Consider the following 21,012-nt stretch of genomic DNA (forward strand, 5'->3'; position numbering starts at 1 on the left):
GTAGTGAGATGAAACAGCAATCCAATATGCCGATATTTATAGCAAATACAATGATATATTTCATTTATGGGAAGCTTCATTATTCTTTCTTCACTTGACGGTAGATAAAGAACGATGTTACTCGACCTTATTCATGTGGGGTTTGTCAAGAGTAAAAATCGAAGTATTGTTCCCTTTTGAGTATTTTCCAGTAGAATACTGTACAGAAGAGGAAAGGCCGGCGGGATGCCGCAGAAGGGTCTGAGCGTCAGCACGGTTTTGCTTTAATACTCAAGGAAGGCCGGATGGAGAACATGGATCCTCTCAGGGTTGGTGATATCGAGATATACTGGCTGACCGGCGGCGATTTCAAACTGGATGGCGGCACCATGTTCGGGGCGGTACCGAAGGTCCTCTGGCAGAAGCGCTATCCGGTGGATTCCGGCAACTGCATCCAGATGCGCAACGACCCCTTGCTGGTCAGGACCCCGGATGCCCTGATCGTCATCGATACCGGCCTCGGCAACAAATTGACGGAAAAACAGCAGCGGATCTATCAGGTGTCCTCTTCCCGGGATATTCCGGCCCAGCTCGGACAGCTCGGGATCAGCCGCGAGGACGTCGATTACGTCATCCTGACTCACGGCGATTTCGATCATGCCGGCGGCATCGAGATGATCAACCCCGCCGGCGCTCGCGAACTCACGTTTCCGAGGGCGACGCATGTCTTCCAATCGACCGAGTGGCAAGACCTGAGCCACCCCGGTGATCGCGCCAAGGCCACCTACCTGGAAGAGAATTTCGACCTCCTCCGCCACCGGGGACGGCTGCATCTCGTCGAAGGGGACGAGGAAATCCGTCCCGGCATCGTCGTGCGACATACCGGCGGCCATACCCGAGGGCACCAGGTGGTCGAGATGACCTCGCGGGGCGAAACGGCCCTCCATCTCGGGGATCTCTGTCCCACCCATGCCCATATCAATCCCCTGTGGGTCATGGCCTACGATAATTTTCCGCTGGAGGTGATCGAGCGGAAAAAGGAGTACCTGACTGCATACCTGGCGAGGGGCAGTTGGTTTACCCTGTACCATGATCCGTTCCACCGGGCAGTCAAGATCGATACGGCCTACCAGATCACTGCCTCATGGCCGGAACCGGATGTGGGACAGGACAGGGGGCTGGTTGCCGGACAGGGCCGGGGATAAAGCAACGGTACCTGGGACAGGGCGAGAAGATCGCAGTCTGAAGGAGAGTCGATACGATGGCAACGACGTTTCTGGCGATGGTGGTGGAGGAGCAGGCGGACGGGAGCTATTCCCGGACCATCCGGGAGAGGACGGTGGACGACCTGCCGCCCGGCGAGGTCCTGATCCGGGTGCTGTGGTCGTCACTCAATTACAAGGATGCCCTCTCCGCCAGCGGCAACAAAGGGGTGACGCGAAATTACCCCCACACCCCGGGGATCGACGCCGCCGGCCTCATCGAGGAGAGCCGGAGCGAGCGGTTCCGTCCCGGCGACGAGGTGCTGGTCACCAGCTACGACCTCGGGATGAATACCTCCGGCGGTTTCGGCCAGTACATCCGGGTGCCGGCGGAGTGGATCGTGCCGCTGCCGGCCGGCCTGGACCTGAAGGAGAGTATGATCCTCGGCACCGCCGGCCTGACGGCGGCAATGTCGGTCTCCGCCTTGAGCGCCGGCATCAGTCCGGACCAGGGCGAGATTCTGGTGACCGGGGCCAGCGGCGGTGTCGGCAGTATGGCGGTCTCCATCCTCGCTCGGCTCGGCTACGAGGTCTGCGCCGCCAGCGGCAAGGACACGGCCTATCTGCTCGACTTGGGGGCGAAAACCGTCGTCAGCAGGGCCGATGTCAATGACGAGAGCGGCCGGCCCCTGCTGAAGACCCGCTGGGCGGGCGTGATCGATACCGTCGGTGGCAACATCCTCGCTACGGCGATCAAATCCACCGCCCATCGGGGGATCGTCACCTGTTGCGGCAACGTCGCCTCGCCCGACCTCCAGCTCACGGTTTTTCCGTTTATCCTGCGGGGGGTGACGCTGGTCGGCATCGACTCCCAGGATTTTCCGATGGCCGAGAGGAAAGAGATCTGGCAGAACCTCGCGCATGCTTGGAAACCGGCGAAACTCGGCGGCATGGGGCGTGTCGTTTCCCTGTCGGACCTGGAAGTTGAGATCGGCCTGATTCTGCAGGGCAGGCAGCAGGGGCGGGTCGTCGTCAATCTGGGAGAATGCTGACAGCACGATACCGGTAAGGAAGAACAAAATCACGCTAGTGATGAGTGCCTATGGCGGGTGATATGAAAAAGACAGGTTTCGTATACGACGAAAGGTTCCTTCAGCATGTGACCTTCTCTACCCACCCTGAATCTCCCGGACGGCTCCGGGTCATCGTCGAGGGTCTTGCCGCTTCGGGACTGCTGCAGAAGCTCATCCCGATCGAGGTCAGGCGCGCAGACCAGCGCTGGATCGAAATGGTACACAACATCCGGTACATGATGCGTCTCGAAGAAGCCTGCATCATGGGGATGCCGGACATCGACCACCAGGACAATTCGATCTGCCGCGATACCTATGACATCGCCTTCCTGGCCGTGGGCGGGGTCCTCAATGCGATCGACGCGGTGATGACGGGCGATATCGATAACGCCTTCTGCGCCGTCCGTCCCCCCGGGCATCACGCCGAAGTCGATCGGGCCATGGGATTCTGTTATTTCAACAATGTTGCCATCGGCGCGAAATATCTCAAGAAGAGATGGGGCGTGCAGCGGATCGGGATCATCGATTTCGACGTCCACCACGGCAACGGTACGCAACATATCTTTGAGCAGGACCCGACGGTTTTCTACTACTCGATCCACGAGCATCCCTCCTTCGCCTACCCGGGAACCGGGCGTGAGTTCGAGACCGGTATTGGTGAAGGTCTCGGCTACACCCTCAACTCGCCGATCCTGCCCGGCAGGGGGGATGACGAGTACAAGAAGATGATCATGCAGGACCTGGTGCCGGCCTTCAAGAAATTCCAGCCGGAAGTGATCCTGCTGTCAGCCGGATTCGATGCCCATGTCACCGATCTGATGTCCGGGACCAACCTGTCGACCGAGGGATACGATTTTATTACCGAGGTCATTCTCAACCTGGCGAACAAATTTGCCGGCGGTCGGGTAATCTCTGTTCTCGAGGGTGGATACAACTATCCGGTTCTGGCATTGCTCGTCGAAAACCATATCCGGATGATGACCGGGGTTCGATGAGTGCATCCACCGGAACCAACGGTGTATAAAAAAATGTTGCAGGAGGGTCTATGTTCGTATGTGAAAGAATGGCGAAAAAGCTGATAACGGTGCAACCCGACACGAAGCTCTCGGATGTCAGTCAATTGATGACACAGCACAATATCAGGCATCTGCCGGTGGTCAACGGGGAGGGCCTGCTCGTCGGGATCGTTTCCGACCGCGACATGCGTTCGGCGTTGCCGTCATCGCTGCTCGGCAAGGAGGCGTATGAACGGGCCTTGGAGCGGGTGATGACACACCGGGCCGAGGAGATCATGACCATAAATCCGTTGACCATCTCGGTCTATTACACCATCCAGGATACCCTCCTGATGATGCGGCAGAAGCGGGTCGGGGCCTTCCCGGTGATCGACGAGAACGGCTATCTGAAAGGCATCCTGTCGACGAGGGATCTCCTGTCCTCTCTGGCCAACGTGATGGGCATCGGCGAGCCGGGAACGCTGCTCTGCATCCTGGCCAGGGAAGAGCGCGGCCAGTTGAAGAAAATCGTCGATATCGTTACCGAGGAGAAGATCCTGCTGGGCAGCGTGCTGGTCTCCCGCACCTGGGACGTCAACAAGAAGGCGGTCTTTCCCTATCTCCTCACCAATAACGTGGCCCGAGTAAAGCAACGGCTCCTCGATGCCGATTTCCAACTCTTCGATCCGATGCAGTGGTACCTTGACAACGTGTCGAAGAATCCACATCTGCTGCTGTAAACGGTTTGACCGGGAAGGATGTGGAAGTAGACCTTGAAAATGTTATGAACGTGAGATTACGAGATGAGTTTGCCGTCGTCGTTGTTTGATCAGGATATCGCAGAGATAATCAATAAAGCCCGTTTCGCCGGGGCCACCGAGGTCAGGAGGCTGGCCCCCGGAGATATCGTGGTCGAGAAGCAGATGGCAGCGTACTGTCGGGAGCCGGGGTGCCCGAACTTCGGCCAATCGCCGAGCTGTCCGCCCCATGTCGCCGGCCCGGCGGCGTTCGTGGAACTGCAGGGCAGGAGCAGGGCGGCCCTGATGGTGCGGATCGAGGTCCCTTCGGCGGTCCTGTTCTCTGATGAGCGACGGGAGGTGATGCGATTGCTGCATGAAATCGTGGCGGGCATCGAGCAGGCGGCCATCGCCCGCGGCTATGCCGGATCGAGGTCCTTCGCCGGCGGTTCCTGCAAAGACCTGTTCTGTATTGATCATCCCGAATGTCGGGTCCTTTCCGAGAACGGTCCCTGCCGCAATCCGGACGCTGCCAGGCCATCGATGTCCGGATTCGGCGTCAATGTGGCCAAGACGCTGGAGATGGCCGGTTTTACCGAACCAGACAAGACCCGGCCGGCCGTCAAGGGCGAGGAGGCGACGAGCTGGGTCGCCGGGATGGTCCTCATCATCTGAGCGCCCAGGGTTCTCCGCGGTCTCCAGAATCGATGGGCCCCGCCGTGGTCGGTGACCTGCGGTGGGAGCGAGCCCCGGAGACCGTCTTAGAAGATGAGTTCGTTGAAATAGGCAATCGACGCGAAGTCGTTGGAATAACTGACCGGTTTGCGCGAACTGGGCCTCGCGATGTGGACCAGATAGCCGATGCCGTACTCCCTGGCCGCGGCCAGGACCGGGGCGGTATCGTCGGCCAGCAGTGTCCGCCGTTTATCAAACCCGATTATCCCCTCCAGTATTTTCCAGAACATCGGCTGCTCCTTCGCCTCACCCACCACCTCGGAACAGATGATACCGGTAAAATAGGCGCCGATCCTGGTCTTGCGCAGCTTGATGGCCAGCGTTTTCGAATGGGCGTTGGTGACGAGGTGGATCTGCTTTCCATTTTTGTCAAGAAACGACAGAAAATCGATGACATGAGGATGGATCTGGATCAAGTGGTCAATCCGGCATTTGAGCTCGGGGATATCGAGTCCCAACTGCTCCGACCAGTAGTCGAGATCGGTCCACTGCAGGGTAGCCTCGACCGTTCGGTAGCGGGAGAGCAGTCTTTGCCGGGCCTCGTCCGGGCTGAGGTGGTTGATTGCGGCGTAGATCTCCGGGACATAGTGTTCCCAGAAATAATCGTCGAAGTACTTGTCCAGCAGGGTCCCGTCCATGTCCAGCAGGACGCAGTCGATCTCGTCCCAGGTGAAGGCGGGTCTGATCTGCGGCGGTTCAGACGGCGGCATCGCTCATCCTCCTCAGGTCGCCGATGGTCGTGCTGATCGATTCGAAGAGATCATCGCCGGTGAGGGGCTGGCCGGTGACGACGAGACGGCCGTCCGGGGTCAATTTGGCCTGAATCCGGCGCTTTTTCGGTTGACTCTGGAGGTAGGTGAGCAGCAGTTCCGGACGCAGAGGTGTATCCTCCATAAACGAATAGACGAGGCTGTCCTTTCCCCTTTCGAGTTTAGTTATTCGCAAGGCCGCGAGATCCGCCTTCAGACTCACTATCTTGAAGAGATTGAGGAGTTCCTGCGGCAGGGAACCGTAGCGATCGATCAGTTCTTCCCTCAGTTCATCATGCATCGCGGGAGGTGAGGAGCTGAGGGTGGCGATCCGGCGGTAGGTCATATAGCGCTGGCTGATGTCCGGCATGTAGTTCTGCGGGATATAGGCCGATATATGCAGGTTGATCTCGGGATCGACGTCGTCTGCGGCGCGGGCAGGTAGATCATGGCTGGCGCCGGCTTTAAGATCGGCGACGGTCTTCTGCAGCAGGTCGAGATAGAGGTCGTAGCCGATGGCGGCAATGTGACCGCTCTGCGACACCCCGAGCAGGTTGCCGCCGCCCCTGATCTGGAGGTCGCTCATCGCCAGGCGGAAGCCACCCCCGAGTTCGTCACAGTCCATCAGGGCCTGGAGCCGGTCCCGCGAGTCCTTGGTCAGGCTGTCGAGGGACGGCACCAGCAGGAAGGCGTAGGATTGCAGGCTGGAGCGGCCGACCCGGCCCCGCAGCTGGTAGATCTCGGCCAGTCCGAGCTGATCGGCGCGGTTGATGATGATCGTGTTGGCGGACGGGATGTCGAGCCCCGATTCGATGATCGTCGTGCAGATCAGCACATCGATGTCATGGTTGACGAAGGCGACCATGATGTCTTCCAGGTCCTTGCCCGCCATCTGGCCATGGGCCACGGCAATCCGGGCGCCGGGGACCAGTTTTTTGATGTTGGCCGCCACCTGGTGGATCGATCTGACCCGGTTGTGGACGAAAAAGACCTGGCCGTTCCTCCGGATTTCCCGGGTCACCGCCTCCTTGATCACCAGGTCGTCATACTGGGCGACGAAGGTCTTGACCGGACGCCGGTGCTCGGGCGGGCTGGAGATGACCGACAGATCGCGGATGCCGAGCAGGGACATCTGCAGAGTGCGGGGAATCGGGGTGGCGGTGAGGGTGAGGACATCGACCTCGGCCCGCAGCTTCTTGACCTTTTCCTTGTGGGCGACGCCGAAACGGTGCTCCTCGTCGACGATCAGCAGCCCGAGTTTCTTGAAGACGATGTCCTTCGACAACAGCCGGTGGGTCCCGATCAGAATGTCGATGCCGCCCTCGGCCAGCGCCTTGACGAGTTTCCGCTGTTCGCTCGTCGTCCGGAAGCGATTGATGCATTCCACCCGCACCGGAAACCCCTGCAGCCTTTCCCGGAAGGTCTTGGCATGTTGTTCGGCGAGGACGGTCGTCGGCACCAGGATAGCCACCTGCATCCCGTCCTCGACGACCTTGAAGGCGGCCCGCACCGCCACCTCGGTCTTGCCATAGCCGACGTCGCCGCAGACGAGCCGGTCCATCGGCTTGTCGGAGGTCAGATCGTCGATGACCTCGGTGATCGCCTTGTCCTGACCCGGGGTCTCATCGAAGGGGAAGGACTCCTCCAGTTCGTGGAACAGTTCGGCCGGGGGTGAGAACTGCCGGCCTTCGCGGAGCTCTCTGGTCGCGTAAATCTCCAGCAGTTCCTGGGCCACTTTCCAGACCTCCTCCTTGACCTTGGTGGTGGTCGTCTTCCAGGTCTGGGTGCCGAGTTTGTCGATTTTCGGGATCTGATCGGACAGCCCCTCGTAGCGGGAGATCAGGTTGAGCCGGTCCACCGGGACGTAGAGCCGGTCACCGTCGCGGTATTCGATCTGGACGAAGTCGTTGGTGACGGCATTGAACTGCATCGTCACCAGCCCCTGGTAGACCCCGAGCCCATGGTCGCGATGGACGATGATGTCGCCGTCCTTCAGCTCGGCGAACCGCAACGGCACCCCTTCCTGGTAGCCCTTGCGCTTTTTGCCGAGCCGCATCTCGCCGAACAGCTCGCTCTCGGAGAGGAGGTGAAGCTTGCGGTCGGTCAGGGAGAACCCCTGGGCCAGGGGATGGTTGCAGAGGAAGACGGTCCTCTCGCCCTCGGTGGTGGTGAACCGATCGAGATCGAGCGGCGGCGTCACCTCGGCGGTGAGGTGATGGTGGCGCTCCAGCAGTTCGCGCAGGTTTTTCAGATGCCGGCTGGAGCGGCAGCAGAGGATGACCTGGTCGCCCTGCCGCTGCCAGTCGACGATTTTCTCCGAGAGCGGAGCCAGGATGCCGCGGTCGCGCCGCTGGAGGGCGATATCCTGCTTGAGCGGGAGATGGCTCTTGGTCGCCAGGGAAATCGTCTCGGTCGGGCCGCTGAGCTCGAAATCGCTGGACAGGAGCTGATTGAAACCGGCCATCTGCTTCCTGGTGGCCGCGGCGTCGAGGAACAGGCTCTCGGGCGGCAGGGCCGGCCGGCCGGCGGCCCGGGCGGCGGCGAAATTGCTGGCGATGCGCTCCTCGACCAGATCCATGGTCTGGTTGATCGCCTCGGGCGCGACCAGCAGCAGTGTCGTCCCCGGCGGGAAGAAATCGAGGACCGTCGAACTGCCTGAAGGTTCGGCCGGATAGAAGAGCGGGAGATAGAACTGCATCCCGGCGAAGCGGCGGCCGCTGACCGCCTGCTCGATCAGGGCCGCGGCGGAGTCCCTGTCCCAGCCGGCGGCGCCGGCCTGGAAGCTCCTTTTCAGCCGGGCCGCCGCCGTTGGGTCGGAAGAGTCGAGCAGGATGTCGGATACCGGCAGCAGGATGGCCTCGGCGATCTCCATCGTCGACCGCTGTGACAGCGGATCGAAGGCCCGCAGTGATTCGACGGTGTCGCCGAAGAAATCGAGGCGGAGCGGACCGTCGTGGAGGCGGAGATCGTCGAGCGGGAAGGGCGGCGGATAGATGTCGAGGATGCCGCCACGGAGCGAAAAATCGCCGACGCTCTGGACCAGGGCGACCTGCTCGTACCCCATCATGACCAGGTTGGCGATGAGCCGGTCGATGTCGACGTCCTCGCCGGCGGCGATCAATTCCGCCACCCGGGTGAGCAGCCCCCTGGGCATGACGCGCCGCATCAGGGCCTCGATCGAGGTGACGACCAGCAGCGGGGCGCGGCTGTCCGTCAACTGGTACAGGGTCGAGAGGCGGAGCGCGGTAGTCTGCTGGTCGGGCGCCAGCGGGGTGTACGGCGGTATCTCATGGGCCGGATAGCTGAGGACCTTGTTGGCGGAAAAAAGCCGCAGGTCCTGTTCGAACGGTGCGACCAGCTGCTCGTCCGGGACGATGCAGCAGCAATGGCCCCGTTCGCCGAGCAGGGCCCCGAGCAGGGCGGGGCTGGAACCGCGCAGGCCGGTGCATTGTATGGACCGTGTGGATTGAATGAGGTGGTGGAGTTGGTTGCGCATTGGTAAAAAAAAGTGCCGGTTGCACCCATGGGGGCAACCGGCAGGAGAGGAAGACGTGCTGAATAATGTGTCTAGAAGGTGCCGCCGACGCTGAAATCCCAGACGGAATTATCCTCGTCGTCGAGCGGGTCGAGGTTGTAACCCCAGACTATCTTCAACGGTCCCATCGGTGACAGCCAGTTGAGACCGACGCCGACCGACTCCCGGTAGGAATCGAGCGCCCAGTCCTCGTCGTCATCGAGGACCTGGCCGGCATCAAAAAATACCAGCCCCTGAACGCCCTGGCTTTCGGCAAGGGGAAAGAGAATTTCCCAGTTGGTGTACCACATCTTGTCGCCGCCGATTCGCTCGCCGGTAACGGGATCGATCGGACTGATATCGCCGTAATCAAAACCTCGCACGGTATTGATACCGCCGAGATAAAATCGTTCGTAAACCGGCAGCTTGTCGTTCTCATTTTCAAACACCTGACCTGCGGAGCCTTTGAAATGGAACACCGTCTTCCAGAACAGCGGAAAATACCAGCTGGTGGAGCCCTCCAGTTTGGTGAACTCGGCGTCGCCGGCGAATGGTCCTCCGGCATACTCAGCGCTGAGGAGGTGGTAACTACCCTTCGAGGCGTTGAGGATCCTGTCGCGGGAATCGCGTACGAGCGATACCTTGACGGCGCTGGTAACATGCAAGTCGACCGAATTTCTGATGACATAGGAGGCATTGTCGGAGACATCGGTCAGATCGGTATCGGTAAAACTGTACATGCCGATCATGCGCCATTTTTCCCAGACAGGATAGCCGACGCGGATATCTCCTCCCTGAGAATCCTTGGTGTAATCGTCGTATTCGCGTTCGGTATCGAAGAGGTCGGCACCCCAGGACAGTTCGGAGTCGTTGAGCCGCGGGTTGGTATACCCGAGATTGTAACGGGAGCTTGAGCCGCCGATGTTGGTGGCAAGCGAGAGCCGGTCGCCCCGACCGAGGAAGTTGTTCTCGGAGATCTCGCCCATGAAGATCAGGTTGTCGACGGAACTGTATCCCGCACCGATACTGAAAGTGCCGGTACTTTTTTCCTTGACGTCGATGACGATGTTCATCCGGGTTGGATCGAGAGAGGGCTCCGGAGTAATATTGACCTCTTCGAAATATTCAAGCCGCTGCAGGGCCTGGGTGCTTTCCCGCAAGGCCTTGGAATCGAAGATACCGCCCTCGGAAACCTTCAGTTCGCGGCGTATGACATTGTCGCGGGTCCGGGTGTTGCCCTTGATCGAGATCCGGTCGATATAGACCAGTTCGCCTTTTTCAATCTTGAACACGACATCCAGCCGGCCGCCCGATGCAGATTTTTTGATATCCGGCCTGACTGTGGCGAAGGCGTATCCTCTCTCGGCATAATAGTCGGTGATCTTGAGGATATCGTCGCGCATGACCTGGCGGCTCAGGAATTCTTCCTTACGGATGGAGAGCAGGTTGAGCAGATCGTCCTTGCCGGTGATCAGATCGCCGGCGATATCGATGGTCCCGACCTTGAACCGCGGCCCCTCCTCGACCATGAAGGTGAGGTAGAGCCATTCATCCTCCTGACGGATCGTGGGCTCGGAAATCCTCGCCTCGAGAAAACCGTGATTGTTGTAGAAGGCGACAATGCGACCGACATCCTGCTTGACTTCATCCATTTTCAGGGTGCCCGATGCGGTCAGCCAGCTGAACCAGCCTTTCTCGCTGGTTTCGATCTCGTCGGCCAGTTCATCGTCGTCAAAGGTCGTGTTGCCTTCGAAATCGATCTTCTTGATATAGATCTTGCTGCCCTCGTCGATGATGATCCGGACGACGGCGCCTTCATCACTGGGGAAGGTCGTTTCGGTCTTGACCTTGGTGTTGTAGTAGCCTTTGGATTTGTACAACTCCCGGATGGCCTCGACGGCTGTATTGATTTTCGCAGGATTGAGGATGAAGTGTTCCTTGATATTGGCCGCACTCTTGACGTCCTCTTCCTTGAGTTCGTCGATGCCCTCATACACCAGTGAGGCGATAACCGGTTTCTCCACGAGTTTGAAGACGATATTTTTTCCTTTCTCGGTTTCGCTGACATCGATCTGGACATCGTTGAAATAGCCCATCGAATAGATCGACTTCAGGTCCTCCCGCAACGTCGACGGGCTGTAAATATCCCCGACCTTGCTCTTGATCTTGCGCAGGATCGCTCCTGAATCTATACGTTTGTTGCCCTGCGGGGTGATGGTGGCGATCCGGAGGTCCTTGCCGGAGTAGAGAAGGATGTCGCCTATGACGGCGGCGATGCCGTCCCGCAGGGTTTCAACGGTGAGTCCATCCTTGAAATAATAGCGCGGCGCATTCGGGGTCAACAGATCGAAGACCTTGATATCGATGCTTATCTGTTTGCCGACATAGGTAAGACTGCCGGCAGCGACGTTGTCGAAGCCGGTGGTTTCCGCAATTTTCTGCATCTGCGGCACCGCTGGCGGCCAGGCCTTGGAGTAGTCAGCCATCGACTCCACCCTGGCGCGGGACAGCATCGTCTGCCCGTTGCTGACAAGAGCCTCCTCCAGGAAGGTGTCGGCCTGTATCGCTAGTTTGTCCACATCCTGCTGACTGTTGATTTTCAGCGGCAGAAAGGCGGTATTCTGTTCGGCCGAGATGGCGGGACCGGCAAAAATGACCGTTGCAAGGGCAAAAAGTAAAAGCTGCAGAAGCCGGAACATGTGGAGATGACGGACGGGAGACAGCGTTTTTCCGGTGTGATCCATGGCAGAGTTCCTTTCTGTTTGTGATGCCCCAGAGGATATGGCGGAGTGTATATGCATCGTCGGATGTGAATGTATCAATGTTCTGTGGGTAAATAGTCTGACAAAACAGGTATTGCACTGTTCATGATAACCAAGGGTAAAAAACCGTGATCATTATGCCATGTTTGGCAGGAAATGCAAAGACAGCAAATGGATATGAGCGAAATTGATCTCCGCCGATGGTGGTGGGTAGCTGAAGATTTCCTACAGGGCAAGCAATTGATCGACACCGTGGAATAATAAAATGAAAGCACAACTTTTGAGGGAATTTTCACAGCTCCGTTCCCTGCGGCAGCGGGGGTATTGAACTCCATGCAGCTGCCGAAATCCTGGATGGTGATCTTTCTCGATCTGGTGTTTCCCCCTCGTTGTCTGCTCTGCGGCGCTTACCCCGGCTGGGAAAGTCGTGAACACCTGTGTCGGGACTGCAGGCAGGGGATCGACTTTATCCGGCCGCCGCTCTGCGCCTGCTGCGGAAAAATGATGGCGGCGGGGGAGCCGGGCCGCAGTCATCGCTGCCAGGACTGTCTCATCCATCCGCCGCCATTCAGCGTCGCCCGTTCCTGTATCCGCTATGACCAGCCGGCAAGCCTCCTGCTGCATCGTTTGAAATACCACGGCGACACGTCGGTACTGCCCGGTCTCAGGCATATCATCGAGCAGGCCTCTCTTGCCGGGGTTCGCGACCCTGACATTATCGTACCCGTTCCCCTCTATCCAAAACGGCTGAAAGCACGGGGGCTGAATCAGGCCGTGCTCCTCTCCCGCCTGTTTTTTCCCGGGCGCGAGCCCGATATCCGGTGCAACCTCCTCCATCGCATACGGGATACCCCTGCTCAGACTGCACTGAGCGGGGCAGCCAGGAGGAGGAATCTCCGATCCGCCTTCGTGGTAGCGGATATGGCATTCGTGAAGGGAAAGACGGTCTGTGTTGTGGATGATGTCTTTACCACCGGTACGACGGTTTCGGAATGCAGTCGAGCGCTTCGTCTGGCGGGGGCGAAAGAGGTCTATGCCCTGACCCTGGCCATGGTTGTCGCTACAGCGTAGTATATTCTGGTTTTGTTCAAAAAAATATGAGGTTAAAAATAAATTATTTTCTTGAAGAGTCGGAAATACGCACATCTCGCAATGGCTGTAATGAAATATCGAGAAAAATTCAATATGGTCCACTAATTTTGAGAAATATTGAGTTGAATCTTTTTGTAAAACTGTTGATAAGTTGTGGGAAATCATACTAAGCGGTCTATTTGACGATGGAAAAGCGCTATCGGCGCCAGGCCCCTGAGAATAAGGATTTAGAGAGGGAGTGGTCGGAGATTCAGGCTGGTTCGGGTCTTGCCGCTGTTAACAATAAGATGTTGCACTAATAAGAAATATCTCAATATCGTCTTTGACGGGAAATGGAAAATGGAGTTAATCATCCGCCATCCAATGCGAGGCGGGAATCACGGTGAGGTCCCCCTTTTGTTTTTGGCTGAGCGGTGGTTCCCCGGCATTGGGTGATGAAGCGTACAGTATCGTTCATTTCTGCAGGATTGCCTTAAATGACTCTGAATCGCTTGGAAAACCTGTTACAGGAAGGATAGTGTATGATTTGGGAGAAGACGAAAGAGAGATTGAAGGGCGCGTTGACGGAGAATGTCTATGCGCTGTGGATAGAACCGCTGGAGTGTGTCCAGGTTCAGGCTGAAACCCTGTTCCTCGCCAGCCCGGACAGGTACTTCAATGCGTACATTTCGCAACATTACCTGGGCTTGATCGAAGAAAAGATCAAGGAATGCGGGGGATCGTCGCGGAAGGTGGTGCTCTGTGAAAAGGAGGCGAAGCCGTTGCCGGTAACAACCGTCAAGGGTCAGATGCGTCTTCCCAGCGTACCGGTAAACACCACCCGGATCCGCGCCCTGCATCCCCGTTACACATTCGACGAGTTCATGGTCGGCGACTGCAATATCCTCGCCCACTCCGCCTGCCAGTCGATATCAATCAGCGAAGACCTGGTCGGTCCCTGCCTCTATATCAACAGTGGTACAGGGTTGGGCAAGAGCCATCTGACCCATGCCGTGGCCCACAAGATCATCGCCGATTCGCCGATGACCCGGCTGCAGTATGTCACGGCCCAGCAGTTCGCCTCGGAGATGGTCCGCGGCATCCAGTCCAATACGATGGACCAGTTCAAACGCAAATATCACGACCACTGCGACATCCTGCTGGTCGAGGATGTCCACTCGCTGACCGGCAAGAAGAAGACCCAGGAGGAACTGAACGAGTTGCTCGACACCCTGGTCAAGTCCGGCAAGCGGGTGATACTGACCGCCAACAGCGCCCCGCGGGATCTGGTGGGGATCGACGATGAGTTCCGCTCACGGATGTCGGCCGGGCTGGTGACGAGCATCAAGCCGCCGGACATCGATACCCGTCTGCGCATCGTCGGCCGCAAGGCTGTCCAGCATCAGCTGGTGCTGGAGGAGAGTTATGTCGATTACCTGGCCCAGCATATCAGGGGCGATATCCGCAAGGTCGAGTCGGCGCTGATTGCGCTGCGGGCCAAGGCCTCTCTGCGGAAGGGGGATATCGATCTGGACCTGGTACGGGAAGTCGTGACCAGTGTCGTCGGGCATCAACAGGTGCTGACCTCGGCGATGATCGGCGATCTGGTCGGCAGCCAGTTCAAGGTCAGCGTCAAGGATATGCAATCCCGGTCACGGAAGAAGGTCATTACCTTTCCCCGTCAGGTGGCAATGTATCTGAGCCGGAAATATACCGACGAGTCCCTGGCCGATATCGGCAGGATATACAACCGGGACCATTCCACTGTCCTCCATTCGATCAAGGTGGTTACCAATCTGACCAACCGTGACACCTCCGTCAACGCCCAGCTCAACCTTCTGTCCGACAAGGTCAAGCAACTCTGATACGATAGGGTGAAAGAAACGATGACAGGGGAAGACCGTGCCTTCGGTCTTCCCCTTTTTTATCGGGAGGATTCTTCCGGTGCCGGATTCAAAAGTAAACGCCCTTGATCTCCGGACCCTCGGTGTGGGCGCTGGAAGGTCTGAGGATCTGTTCGGCAGCACCGGTCGCGCTCCTGATCATATCGTTGATCCCGATACCCTCCCAGCCGAAACCACAGACCGAAAGCCCCGGATGGTCCTGCACCACCTTGTCGCGCCAGGTCAGAAGCTGGCCATAGCCCCGTTCCAACTGGGGGATGCCGCTTTGCGGTCGGAGTACCGTATTGTAGACTGGATCACCGGGCAGATTGAGAACCTCGCGGACATCGTCAAGGGCGAGCCTGGTCATGGTCGCGTCGTCGAGGTGCAGGCGTTCCGGATGGCGACGGCCGCCGACGAGGGTTTCGCAGACGATATGGCCGGCCGGGGCCCGGCCGGGGAACATATTGGATGAAAAGAGCGTTCCGAGGGTGAACCGTCCTTCCTGTTCCGGGGTCAGGTAGCCGAATCCGGGCGGTAGAACGGCGCTGGGGCCGAACCCGAAGACCACCGTGGCAATCCATGCCTCCGGGACGGCGGCGATGGGCATGGTGGCATCGATGCCGGCCAGCAGGGTGAGAGAGGCATTGACCGGCAGGGCCAAAACCAGATTGGCAGCGCTATGGACTCCTTTCTCCGACTGTACCTGCCAGCCGGTTTCGGTGCGGGATATGGCCATGACCCCGCACTCGAGCAGCAGGTCGGTGCCTGGCTGCAGGGATTCGGTCAGCCGTTCCGCCAATCGGGACATGCCGTCGGGAAAACTGGTCATTGCCGGCATGGTTATCTTTTTCGCGGTGCCCGACCGCCTGGCCTGCAGCATCTTGCCTATCAGGCCGCGGATGACCGAGCCGTATTCCTTCTCGAGCCGGCGGATGCCGGGCATGACGTTGTCGATGGCCAGTTCGTTGAAGTCACCGGCATAGGTGCCGGTGAAAACGGCATCGGCGAAGGGCAGGAGGGCTGGACCGAAACGGTGGTCCACCCACTTGGCGACTGTCGGTTCCCCGGCGAGCGGTCGGATCCAGAGATCGGCAAGCACGCGCAGTTTGGCCGTCCAGGGAACCAGCGGGGCCATCAGTATTTTGCCCGGGCTCTGCGGGATGCAGCGGAGCTGGCCGTGGAGATGGACATAGCGCACAAAGTGCTTGAGCGGGGCCTTGACGCACTCCCGGTCAAGTCCGGTCTCGGTGAGCAACGTCCGGCTCTCGGGACAGTTGTCGAGAAATCCATGCGGGCCGATCTCGGTGATATATCCCTGATCCCGATGCGTCCGGATCGCCCCGCCGGTTCGTCCCGATTTTTCGAGGACCAGGAAACGATGGTCGGGGGCATGGGTCTTCAGTTTGTGAGCGAATGTCAGGCCGGAGAGCCCGCCGCCAACGATGATGGTATCGAATTGTGCTGTCATTGCAGGGTCGAGGCAGAGGTGAATTTTCCAGTGAAGGTGCTGTTGTTCTTTACCAGGAATCCTTGATATCGGCAATGCAGGAATATCGGATCGAGGGGCCGTGTCCCGTGGGTGAAAGCGGAGATCCCGGCATTTTTGGAAGAGATCGCGCCGGCCGCCGCTATCAGGCCGCCACCGATCGCGCCGGCCGCTGCTGTTCCTCGTCGAGGATTTCCTTCATATCCATGGCCTTGTCGAATTCATGGATTTCCTCTTCGGTGAGGAGGAGATTCTTCAGGGCGAATACCTGGAGCCGGCAGGACTGGTTGAACAGACGGTTGGCCATGAGCAGCGAGGCTATTTCCAATTCGTCGATCTCGCCACTGGCGGCCCTTTTCATGACTTCCTCGATGGCCTGTTTGTCCTTCTGTTCGAGGTGGAATACGATTCGCAGGAGATCGCGATACTGGTCACGGGGGTTGTCGCTCTCCAGCAGGTGATTGGTGTCGTAGTACAGTTCCACCAGACGGCGGCGAAACAGCTTGTACTGGCGATTGAGGTGCTCATTGTCGGCACTTTCGAAGTCATCCAGATCGTTTTTGATCCCCTTGATGTTTTTGATGGAGTTCATGATATTGCGGGAGGCGTATGCCATCCGTTCCAGTTCCTTGACCTCCGATTCTTCCAGCTGCGACCGCAGCATTTTGGCATAAAACTCTATGATTTCACCGTGCAGGAACTTTATGTTGTCATAGAGACCGGGAAGCGTGACGGGCCGTGGACTTCGTTCCAGGGGCAGGGCGTGGTCGAAGATCAGCTTGTCGTCGATTTTAAAGGTCCTGAGGCTGTACAACTGGGACTCTTCAAACAGATGGAGGATCTCCTTGCGCAGGGAAGCCGTGGCCGCGTCCGTGACTTCGGTCGGGGTATTGTTGATGTAGACGGCCACCATCTCCTTGCGGTCCGGAAAAGCGCGGAGGAGAAAACGGGCGAGGATCCCGATGAAGGGGAAAAAGACCACGACGCCGGTGACGTTGAAGAGGGTATGAAAGAAGGCCAGGGCCATGACGGCGTCGCTCGAGATATCGAAGAGGGTGGGAAACAGTCGCGACAGGGGGCGCACAAGGGGAAAGGCCAGGATCCCGGTACCCAGATTGAAAATCAGATGACTGGTGCTCACCCGCTTCTTGGATGGAATTCCACCGATGGAACCGAGGAGAACGGTGACGGTGGTGCCGATATTGGCGCCGATGACCATGGCCATCGAATGCTCCAGGGTGAGCAGGCCGCCGTTGAGCCCGGTCAGGATGATGGCGATGCTCGCCGAACTCGACTGCATCAGGGCCGTGATCAGGATGCCGATGAGCAGGAAGACCCAGAGCCCGTAATGGCCGATGGCGTTGAGGTCGATATGGCGGGCGAAGTTTTCCATCCCGGTCTTCATGAAATCCAGTCCAAGGAAGAGAAACCCGAAACCTATCAGCAGCCGGCTGGCCTGGAAGAGTTTCGACGACGGGCCGAAGGCGATGAAGACCAGTCCCCCGAGGGCGATCAGGGGGAGGGCGAAGACCTCGATATCCAACTTGAAGCCGAAAATAGCGACGATCCAGGAGGTCAGGGTGGTGCCGATATTGGCGCCCATCATCACCCCGATGCCGTTCTGCATCGTCATCACCCCGGCCCCGACGAAGGCCAGGATCATCAGCGACACCGCCGAACTGGACTGGAGGATGGCGGTGATGAAGGCGCCGCTGCCGATGGCGCGGAGGCGGCCGGAGGTATAATATCTGATCATCTGCCGGAAGGCCTTGCCGGACATGGCCCTGACGGCGTCCTCCAGCATGTACATCCCATACAGGAAAATGGAAAGACCGGCCAGGAGCTTCCAGATGTCCAGGGATTCAATCATGGGCATGGCCAAGGATCAAGGATGATTGAACAACGTCGGTTGCCGGTAGTCCGGGGGAGCGTCGACCACCGCAGGGGAGTATGCACGAAATGAATCGATACTGCAGAGCCACGCATCGCGATCGGCTTGAGCAGCAGGCGGCAGTCGAGAGCTGAGGAGGCAGAGGCCGCGGTCATCTGTCGACCGGACGAAACTTGCGGCCGATGAAGTTGACCAGGAGCACCAGCAGGGTCGAAACCCCGATCATCATGATCCCCAGGGCCGACAGTTTGCCCCACAGGCCGTCCTCGGAGAAACGCAGGATCTGCACCGCCAGGACCTCCGTTCCCGGTCGGGACAGGACCACGGACAGGGACAGTTCCCGGACGAACATGGTCGCCATCAGGACCCAGCCGGAGACGATGCCCGGTACCAGCAGCGGGATGACGATCCGCCTGAGCGTCGTCAGGTACGATGCGCCGGCAACCAGCGACGATTCCTCGAGATGATCGTGGATCTGGACAAAGGCGCTGGACAACGGGCGGATACCATAGGGAAGATAGGTGGCGATATAACCGATGAGCAGGGCCCAGATGGTGGCGTAGAGCGGGGTTCGGACGAAGAACCACATGAATCCGACGCCGATGACGATGCCGGGAAAGGAGAAAGAGAGAAAACTGAGGGATTCCAGGACACCGGCGCTCCGGCTCCGTACCTTGACGATGACGTAGGCTACGAAGATCGACAGCACGATGCCGATCGTGGCGCCGAAGACCCCGAGAAACAGGCTGTTTTTGAGGGACAGCAGCGAGATCGGATCGTTGAGCACCTCGATCCAGTGCTTCAGTCCCATCATCGAGAAGGCCCGCATGCTGGGCACCATCGAATAGGGCACCAAGGAGGTGTAAAAGAGGACCACGACCGGCAGGATGATCAGGATGAACGACAGAAATCCGAGGATGAGAAAGAGCGGAATCCTGGAGCGTTGCAGCTTGATGATCGTCGGTTTGTAGCCGCGGCCGGCAATCGTCACGAACCTGTCGCTGGCCGAGGTGAGGTAGCGGTAGAGGTAGATGAGGATGATCGCGGCGAGCAGGACGCTCATTCCCAGTGCGGCGGCCTTGCCGTAATCGGCGGCGAATCCGGTGGAGACCATCTGGTAGAGATGGGTGGCCAGCACATAGATGCGCCCCGGCATGCCGATGACCGAAGGCACGGCGAAGGAGGCCAGGCCGCGAATGATGCAGAGGATGAAGGCCGCGAGAATGGCCGGCCGCAGGACCGGCAGCGTGATGCGGAAGATCGTCTTGCCGGTGGAGGCGCCGCAGACCCGGGAGGATTCCTCCAGCGAGGCGTCGAAGGAGGCCATGGCCGGGGCGATGATCAGGTACGCGATCGGCAGATCGAGCAGGCCCTCGACGAGGACCATGCCGGGCAGGGAATAGATATTGAACGGGGCATGATGAAGAGAGAAGACCTGTCTCAGGATGAGGTTCAGTATGCCGTTGGATGGGTTGAGCAGCAGGACCCAGCTGACCGAGAACAGAAGGTGGGGAATCATCATCGGGATAATCGAGATGATGCCGAAGATGAATTTGAAGGGGATGTCGGTGCGGATGTTGAGGTAGGCCAGGAAGAGGGCCAGGGCGGTGGCGGTCGACGCCGCCCCGCCGACGAAAATCACCGTATTCCAGATGACTTCCAGCAGCGCCGGATCGGTATAGGCGGCGATGTATTTGGCCAGGGTGAACGTGCCGGTGGCTGTCAATCCCTCCGACAGACTGCCGAAGACCAGCATGATCACCGGGCAGATGGTGAGAAAACCGACGATGGCGATGAGCAGAAGGGTCAATCCCGAGTGTCTGCCGGTCATGGTTTCTGTCACCCGGCAACGAGAAGGCAATGATCAGGGCTCACCTGGAAGCCGACCTCGTCGCCCACGGCCAGATCCGTCTCCGGTTCGATGCGGGCCAGCAGATGCTGGTCGCCGACGCGGATCTCACCCTCGAAGGCATCGCCGACGAACACCATGGAGGCGATGGTCCCCTGGACGACATTCGTCCCGGGGTGGTCACCCCGGGTCAGGGAGATGAATTCCGGGCGCAGGCAGAGGGTCACGTGCGAGTCGGGCGAAAAATTTCCTTTCCGGCAGGCGAGCCGGCCGATGGCGGAATCGACGATGGTCGTCCCGGAGAGCTGTTCCCGGACCACCGCCTTGACCAGGTTGGCCCGGCCGATGAAGTCGGCGACGAACTCACTTTCGGCGTCGAAGTAGATCTTTTTCGGCGAACCGATCTCGATGATCCGGCCGGCCCGCATCACGGCGATGGTGTCGGACAGGGCGAGGGCCTCGACCCGGTCGTGCGTGACATAGACGGCTGTTATCTGGAGATCGTAGAGGAATGTCTTCAATTCCTTGCGGGTTTCCTCCCGCAGCTTGGCGTCGAGGTTGCTCAGGGGTTCGTCGAAGAGAATGACTCGGGGTTGCGCCACGAGGGCGCGGGCCAGGGCCACCCGCTGCTGCTGGCCGCCGGAGAGTTTGGTGGCAGGCCGGTTTTCAAAACCTTCGAGCTGGACGAAGGCCAGGGTCTCGGCCACCCGCCGGCGGATTTCCTCCTTCGGCACCTTCCGGTTCTGCAGCGGGTAGGCGACGTTGTCGTACACGTTCATGTGCGGCCAGATCGCGTAGGTCTGGAAGACCATGCCGAGTCCCCGTTTTTCAGTGGGAACGCTGATGTGCCGCGCCGACGAGTAGACAATCTCGTCGCCGATCCGGATCTCTCCGGCATCCGGGGATTCCAGGCCGACGATGCTGCGCAGGAGGGTGGTCTTGCCGCAGCCGGATGGGCCGAGCAACGTGAAGATCTGGTTGGACGGGATGGTCAGATCGACATCGTCCAACGCCTTGATGATCCGGCCTTCGGAGGCGTAATGCTTGCGAAGGCCGGCGATGCGGATTTCCATGGCCGGGGAT

At 59.0% G+C, this 21,012-nt stretch carries 14 protein-coding genes; 7 read left to right on the forward strand and 7 right to left on the reverse strand.

The genetic code is table 11. The features are described 5' to 3' along the window. The first annotated feature begins 284 nt into the window (after positions 1-284). From ACWGKN_RS17175 to ACWGKN_RS17195, 5 genes are all read left to right on the forward strand, one after another. Positions 285-1,184 (forward strand): MBL fold metallo-hydrolase, encoded by a 900-nt coding sequence (locus tag ACWGKN_RS17175; protein ID WP_052159845.1) that lies wholly within the window; start codon positions 285-287, stop codon positions 1,182-1,184. Positions 1,185-1,240: 56 nt separating this feature from the next. Continuing rightward, positions 1,241-2,233: a YhdH/YhfP family quinone oxidoreductase gene (locus ACWGKN_RS17180; RefSeq protein ID WP_035228612.1), complete on the forward strand. Its 993-nt coding sequence runs from the start codon at positions 1,241-1,243 to the stop codon at positions 2,231-2,233. A gap of 62 nt (positions 2,234-2,295) precedes the next feature. Continuing rightward, positions 2,296-3,249, forward strand: coding sequence for a histone deacetylase family protein (locus ACWGKN_RS17185; protein WP_035228682.1), 954 nt, complete (start codon positions 2,296-2,298; stop codon positions 3,247-3,249). A 50-nt stretch (positions 3,250-3,299) separates the two neighbouring features. Next, on the forward strand, positions 3,300-3,989 hold the full coding sequence (locus ACWGKN_RS17190) for a CBS domain-containing protein (RefSeq protein WP_035228613.1): 690 nt from the start codon (positions 3,300-3,302) through the stop codon (positions 3,987-3,989). Positions 3,990-4,052: 63 nt separating this feature from the next. Next, positions 4,053-4,661 carry a DUF2284 domain-containing protein gene (locus ACWGKN_RS17195; protein ID WP_424254675.1) on the forward strand — a complete coding sequence of 203 codons (609 nt, stop codon included), beginning with the start codon at positions 4,053-4,055 and terminating at the stop codon, positions 4,659-4,661. Positions 4,662-4,747: 86 nt separating this feature from the next. On the opposite strand, the gene ACWGKN_RS17200 is transcribed toward ACWGKN_RS17195, so the two are convergent. From ACWGKN_RS17200 to bamA, 3 genes are all read right to left on the reverse strand, one after another. Continuing rightward, positions 4,748-5,431 carry an HAD family hydrolase gene (locus tag ACWGKN_RS17200; protein WP_052159846.1) on the reverse strand — a complete coding sequence of 228 codons (684 nt, stop codon included), beginning with the start codon at positions 5,429-5,431 and terminating at the stop codon, positions 4,748-4,750. Next, entirely contained in the window at positions 5,418-8,966 is a 3,549-nt protein-coding gene (gene mfd / locus ACWGKN_RS17205) for a transcription-repair coupling factor (RefSeq protein ID WP_452095686.1), read from the reverse strand. The genes ACWGKN_RS17200 and mfd overlap by 14 nt, the downstream gene beginning before the upstream one ends. A 71-nt stretch (positions 8,967-9,037) precedes the next feature. Continuing rightward, positions 9,038-11,728 carry an outer membrane protein assembly factor BamA gene (bamA, locus tag ACWGKN_RS17210; RefSeq protein ID WP_035228618.1) on the reverse strand — a complete coding sequence of 897 codons (2,691 nt, stop codon included), beginning with the start codon at positions 11,726-11,728 and terminating at the stop codon, positions 9,038-9,040. A gap of 351 nt (positions 11,729-12,079) precedes the next feature. Between bamA and ACWGKN_RS17215 the strand changes: the two genes are divergently transcribed. Together ACWGKN_RS17215 and dnaA are read left to right on the forward strand one after the other, a co-directional pair. Then, positions 12,080-12,817 carry a double zinc ribbon domain-containing protein gene (locus tag ACWGKN_RS17215; protein WP_452095687.1) on the forward strand — a complete coding sequence of 246 codons (738 nt, stop codon included), beginning with the start codon at positions 12,080-12,082 and terminating at the stop codon, positions 12,815-12,817. A 542-nt stretch (positions 12,818-13,359) separates the two neighbouring features. After that, positions 13,360-14,682: a chromosomal replication initiator protein DnaA gene (gene dnaA / locus ACWGKN_RS17220; RefSeq protein ID WP_035228620.1), complete on the forward strand. Its 1,323-nt coding sequence runs from the start codon at positions 13,360-13,362 to the stop codon at positions 14,680-14,682. Between the two features lie 88 nt (positions 14,683-14,770). Here dnaA and hemG read toward each other — a convergent pair whose 3' ends face one another. The 4 genes from hemG to ACWGKN_RS17240 form a co-directional block, all read right to left on the reverse strand. Next, positions 14,771-16,171 (reverse strand): protoporphyrinogen oxidase, encoded by a 1,401-nt coding sequence (gene hemG / locus ACWGKN_RS17225; RefSeq protein WP_452095688.1) that lies wholly within the window; start codon positions 16,169-16,171, stop codon positions 14,771-14,773. 163 nt (positions 16,172-16,334) lie between these two features. Further along, the gene (locus ACWGKN_RS17230; RefSeq protein WP_035228699.1) at positions 16,335-18,059 is read right to left on the reverse strand and encodes a Na/Pi cotransporter family protein; all 1,725 of its coding nucleotides are present in this window, start codon (positions 18,057-18,059) and stop codon (positions 16,335-16,337) included. A 172-nt stretch (positions 18,060-18,231) separates the two neighbouring features. Then, positions 18,232-19,911 carry an ABC transporter permease gene (locus tag ACWGKN_RS17235; RefSeq protein ID WP_452095689.1) on the reverse strand — a complete coding sequence of 560 codons (1,680 nt, stop codon included), beginning with the start codon at positions 19,909-19,911 and terminating at the stop codon, positions 18,232-18,234. A gap of 8 nt (positions 19,912-19,919) precedes the next feature. Next, positions 19,920-21,002, reverse strand: a complete 1,083-nt coding sequence (locus tag ACWGKN_RS17240) for an ABC transporter ATP-binding protein (RefSeq protein ID WP_035228626.1) — start codon at positions 21,000-21,002, stop codon at positions 19,920-19,922. Positions 21,003-21,012: the final 10 nt, after the last annotated feature.

It is taken from the genome of Desulfoprunum sp. (assembly GCF_053613775.1).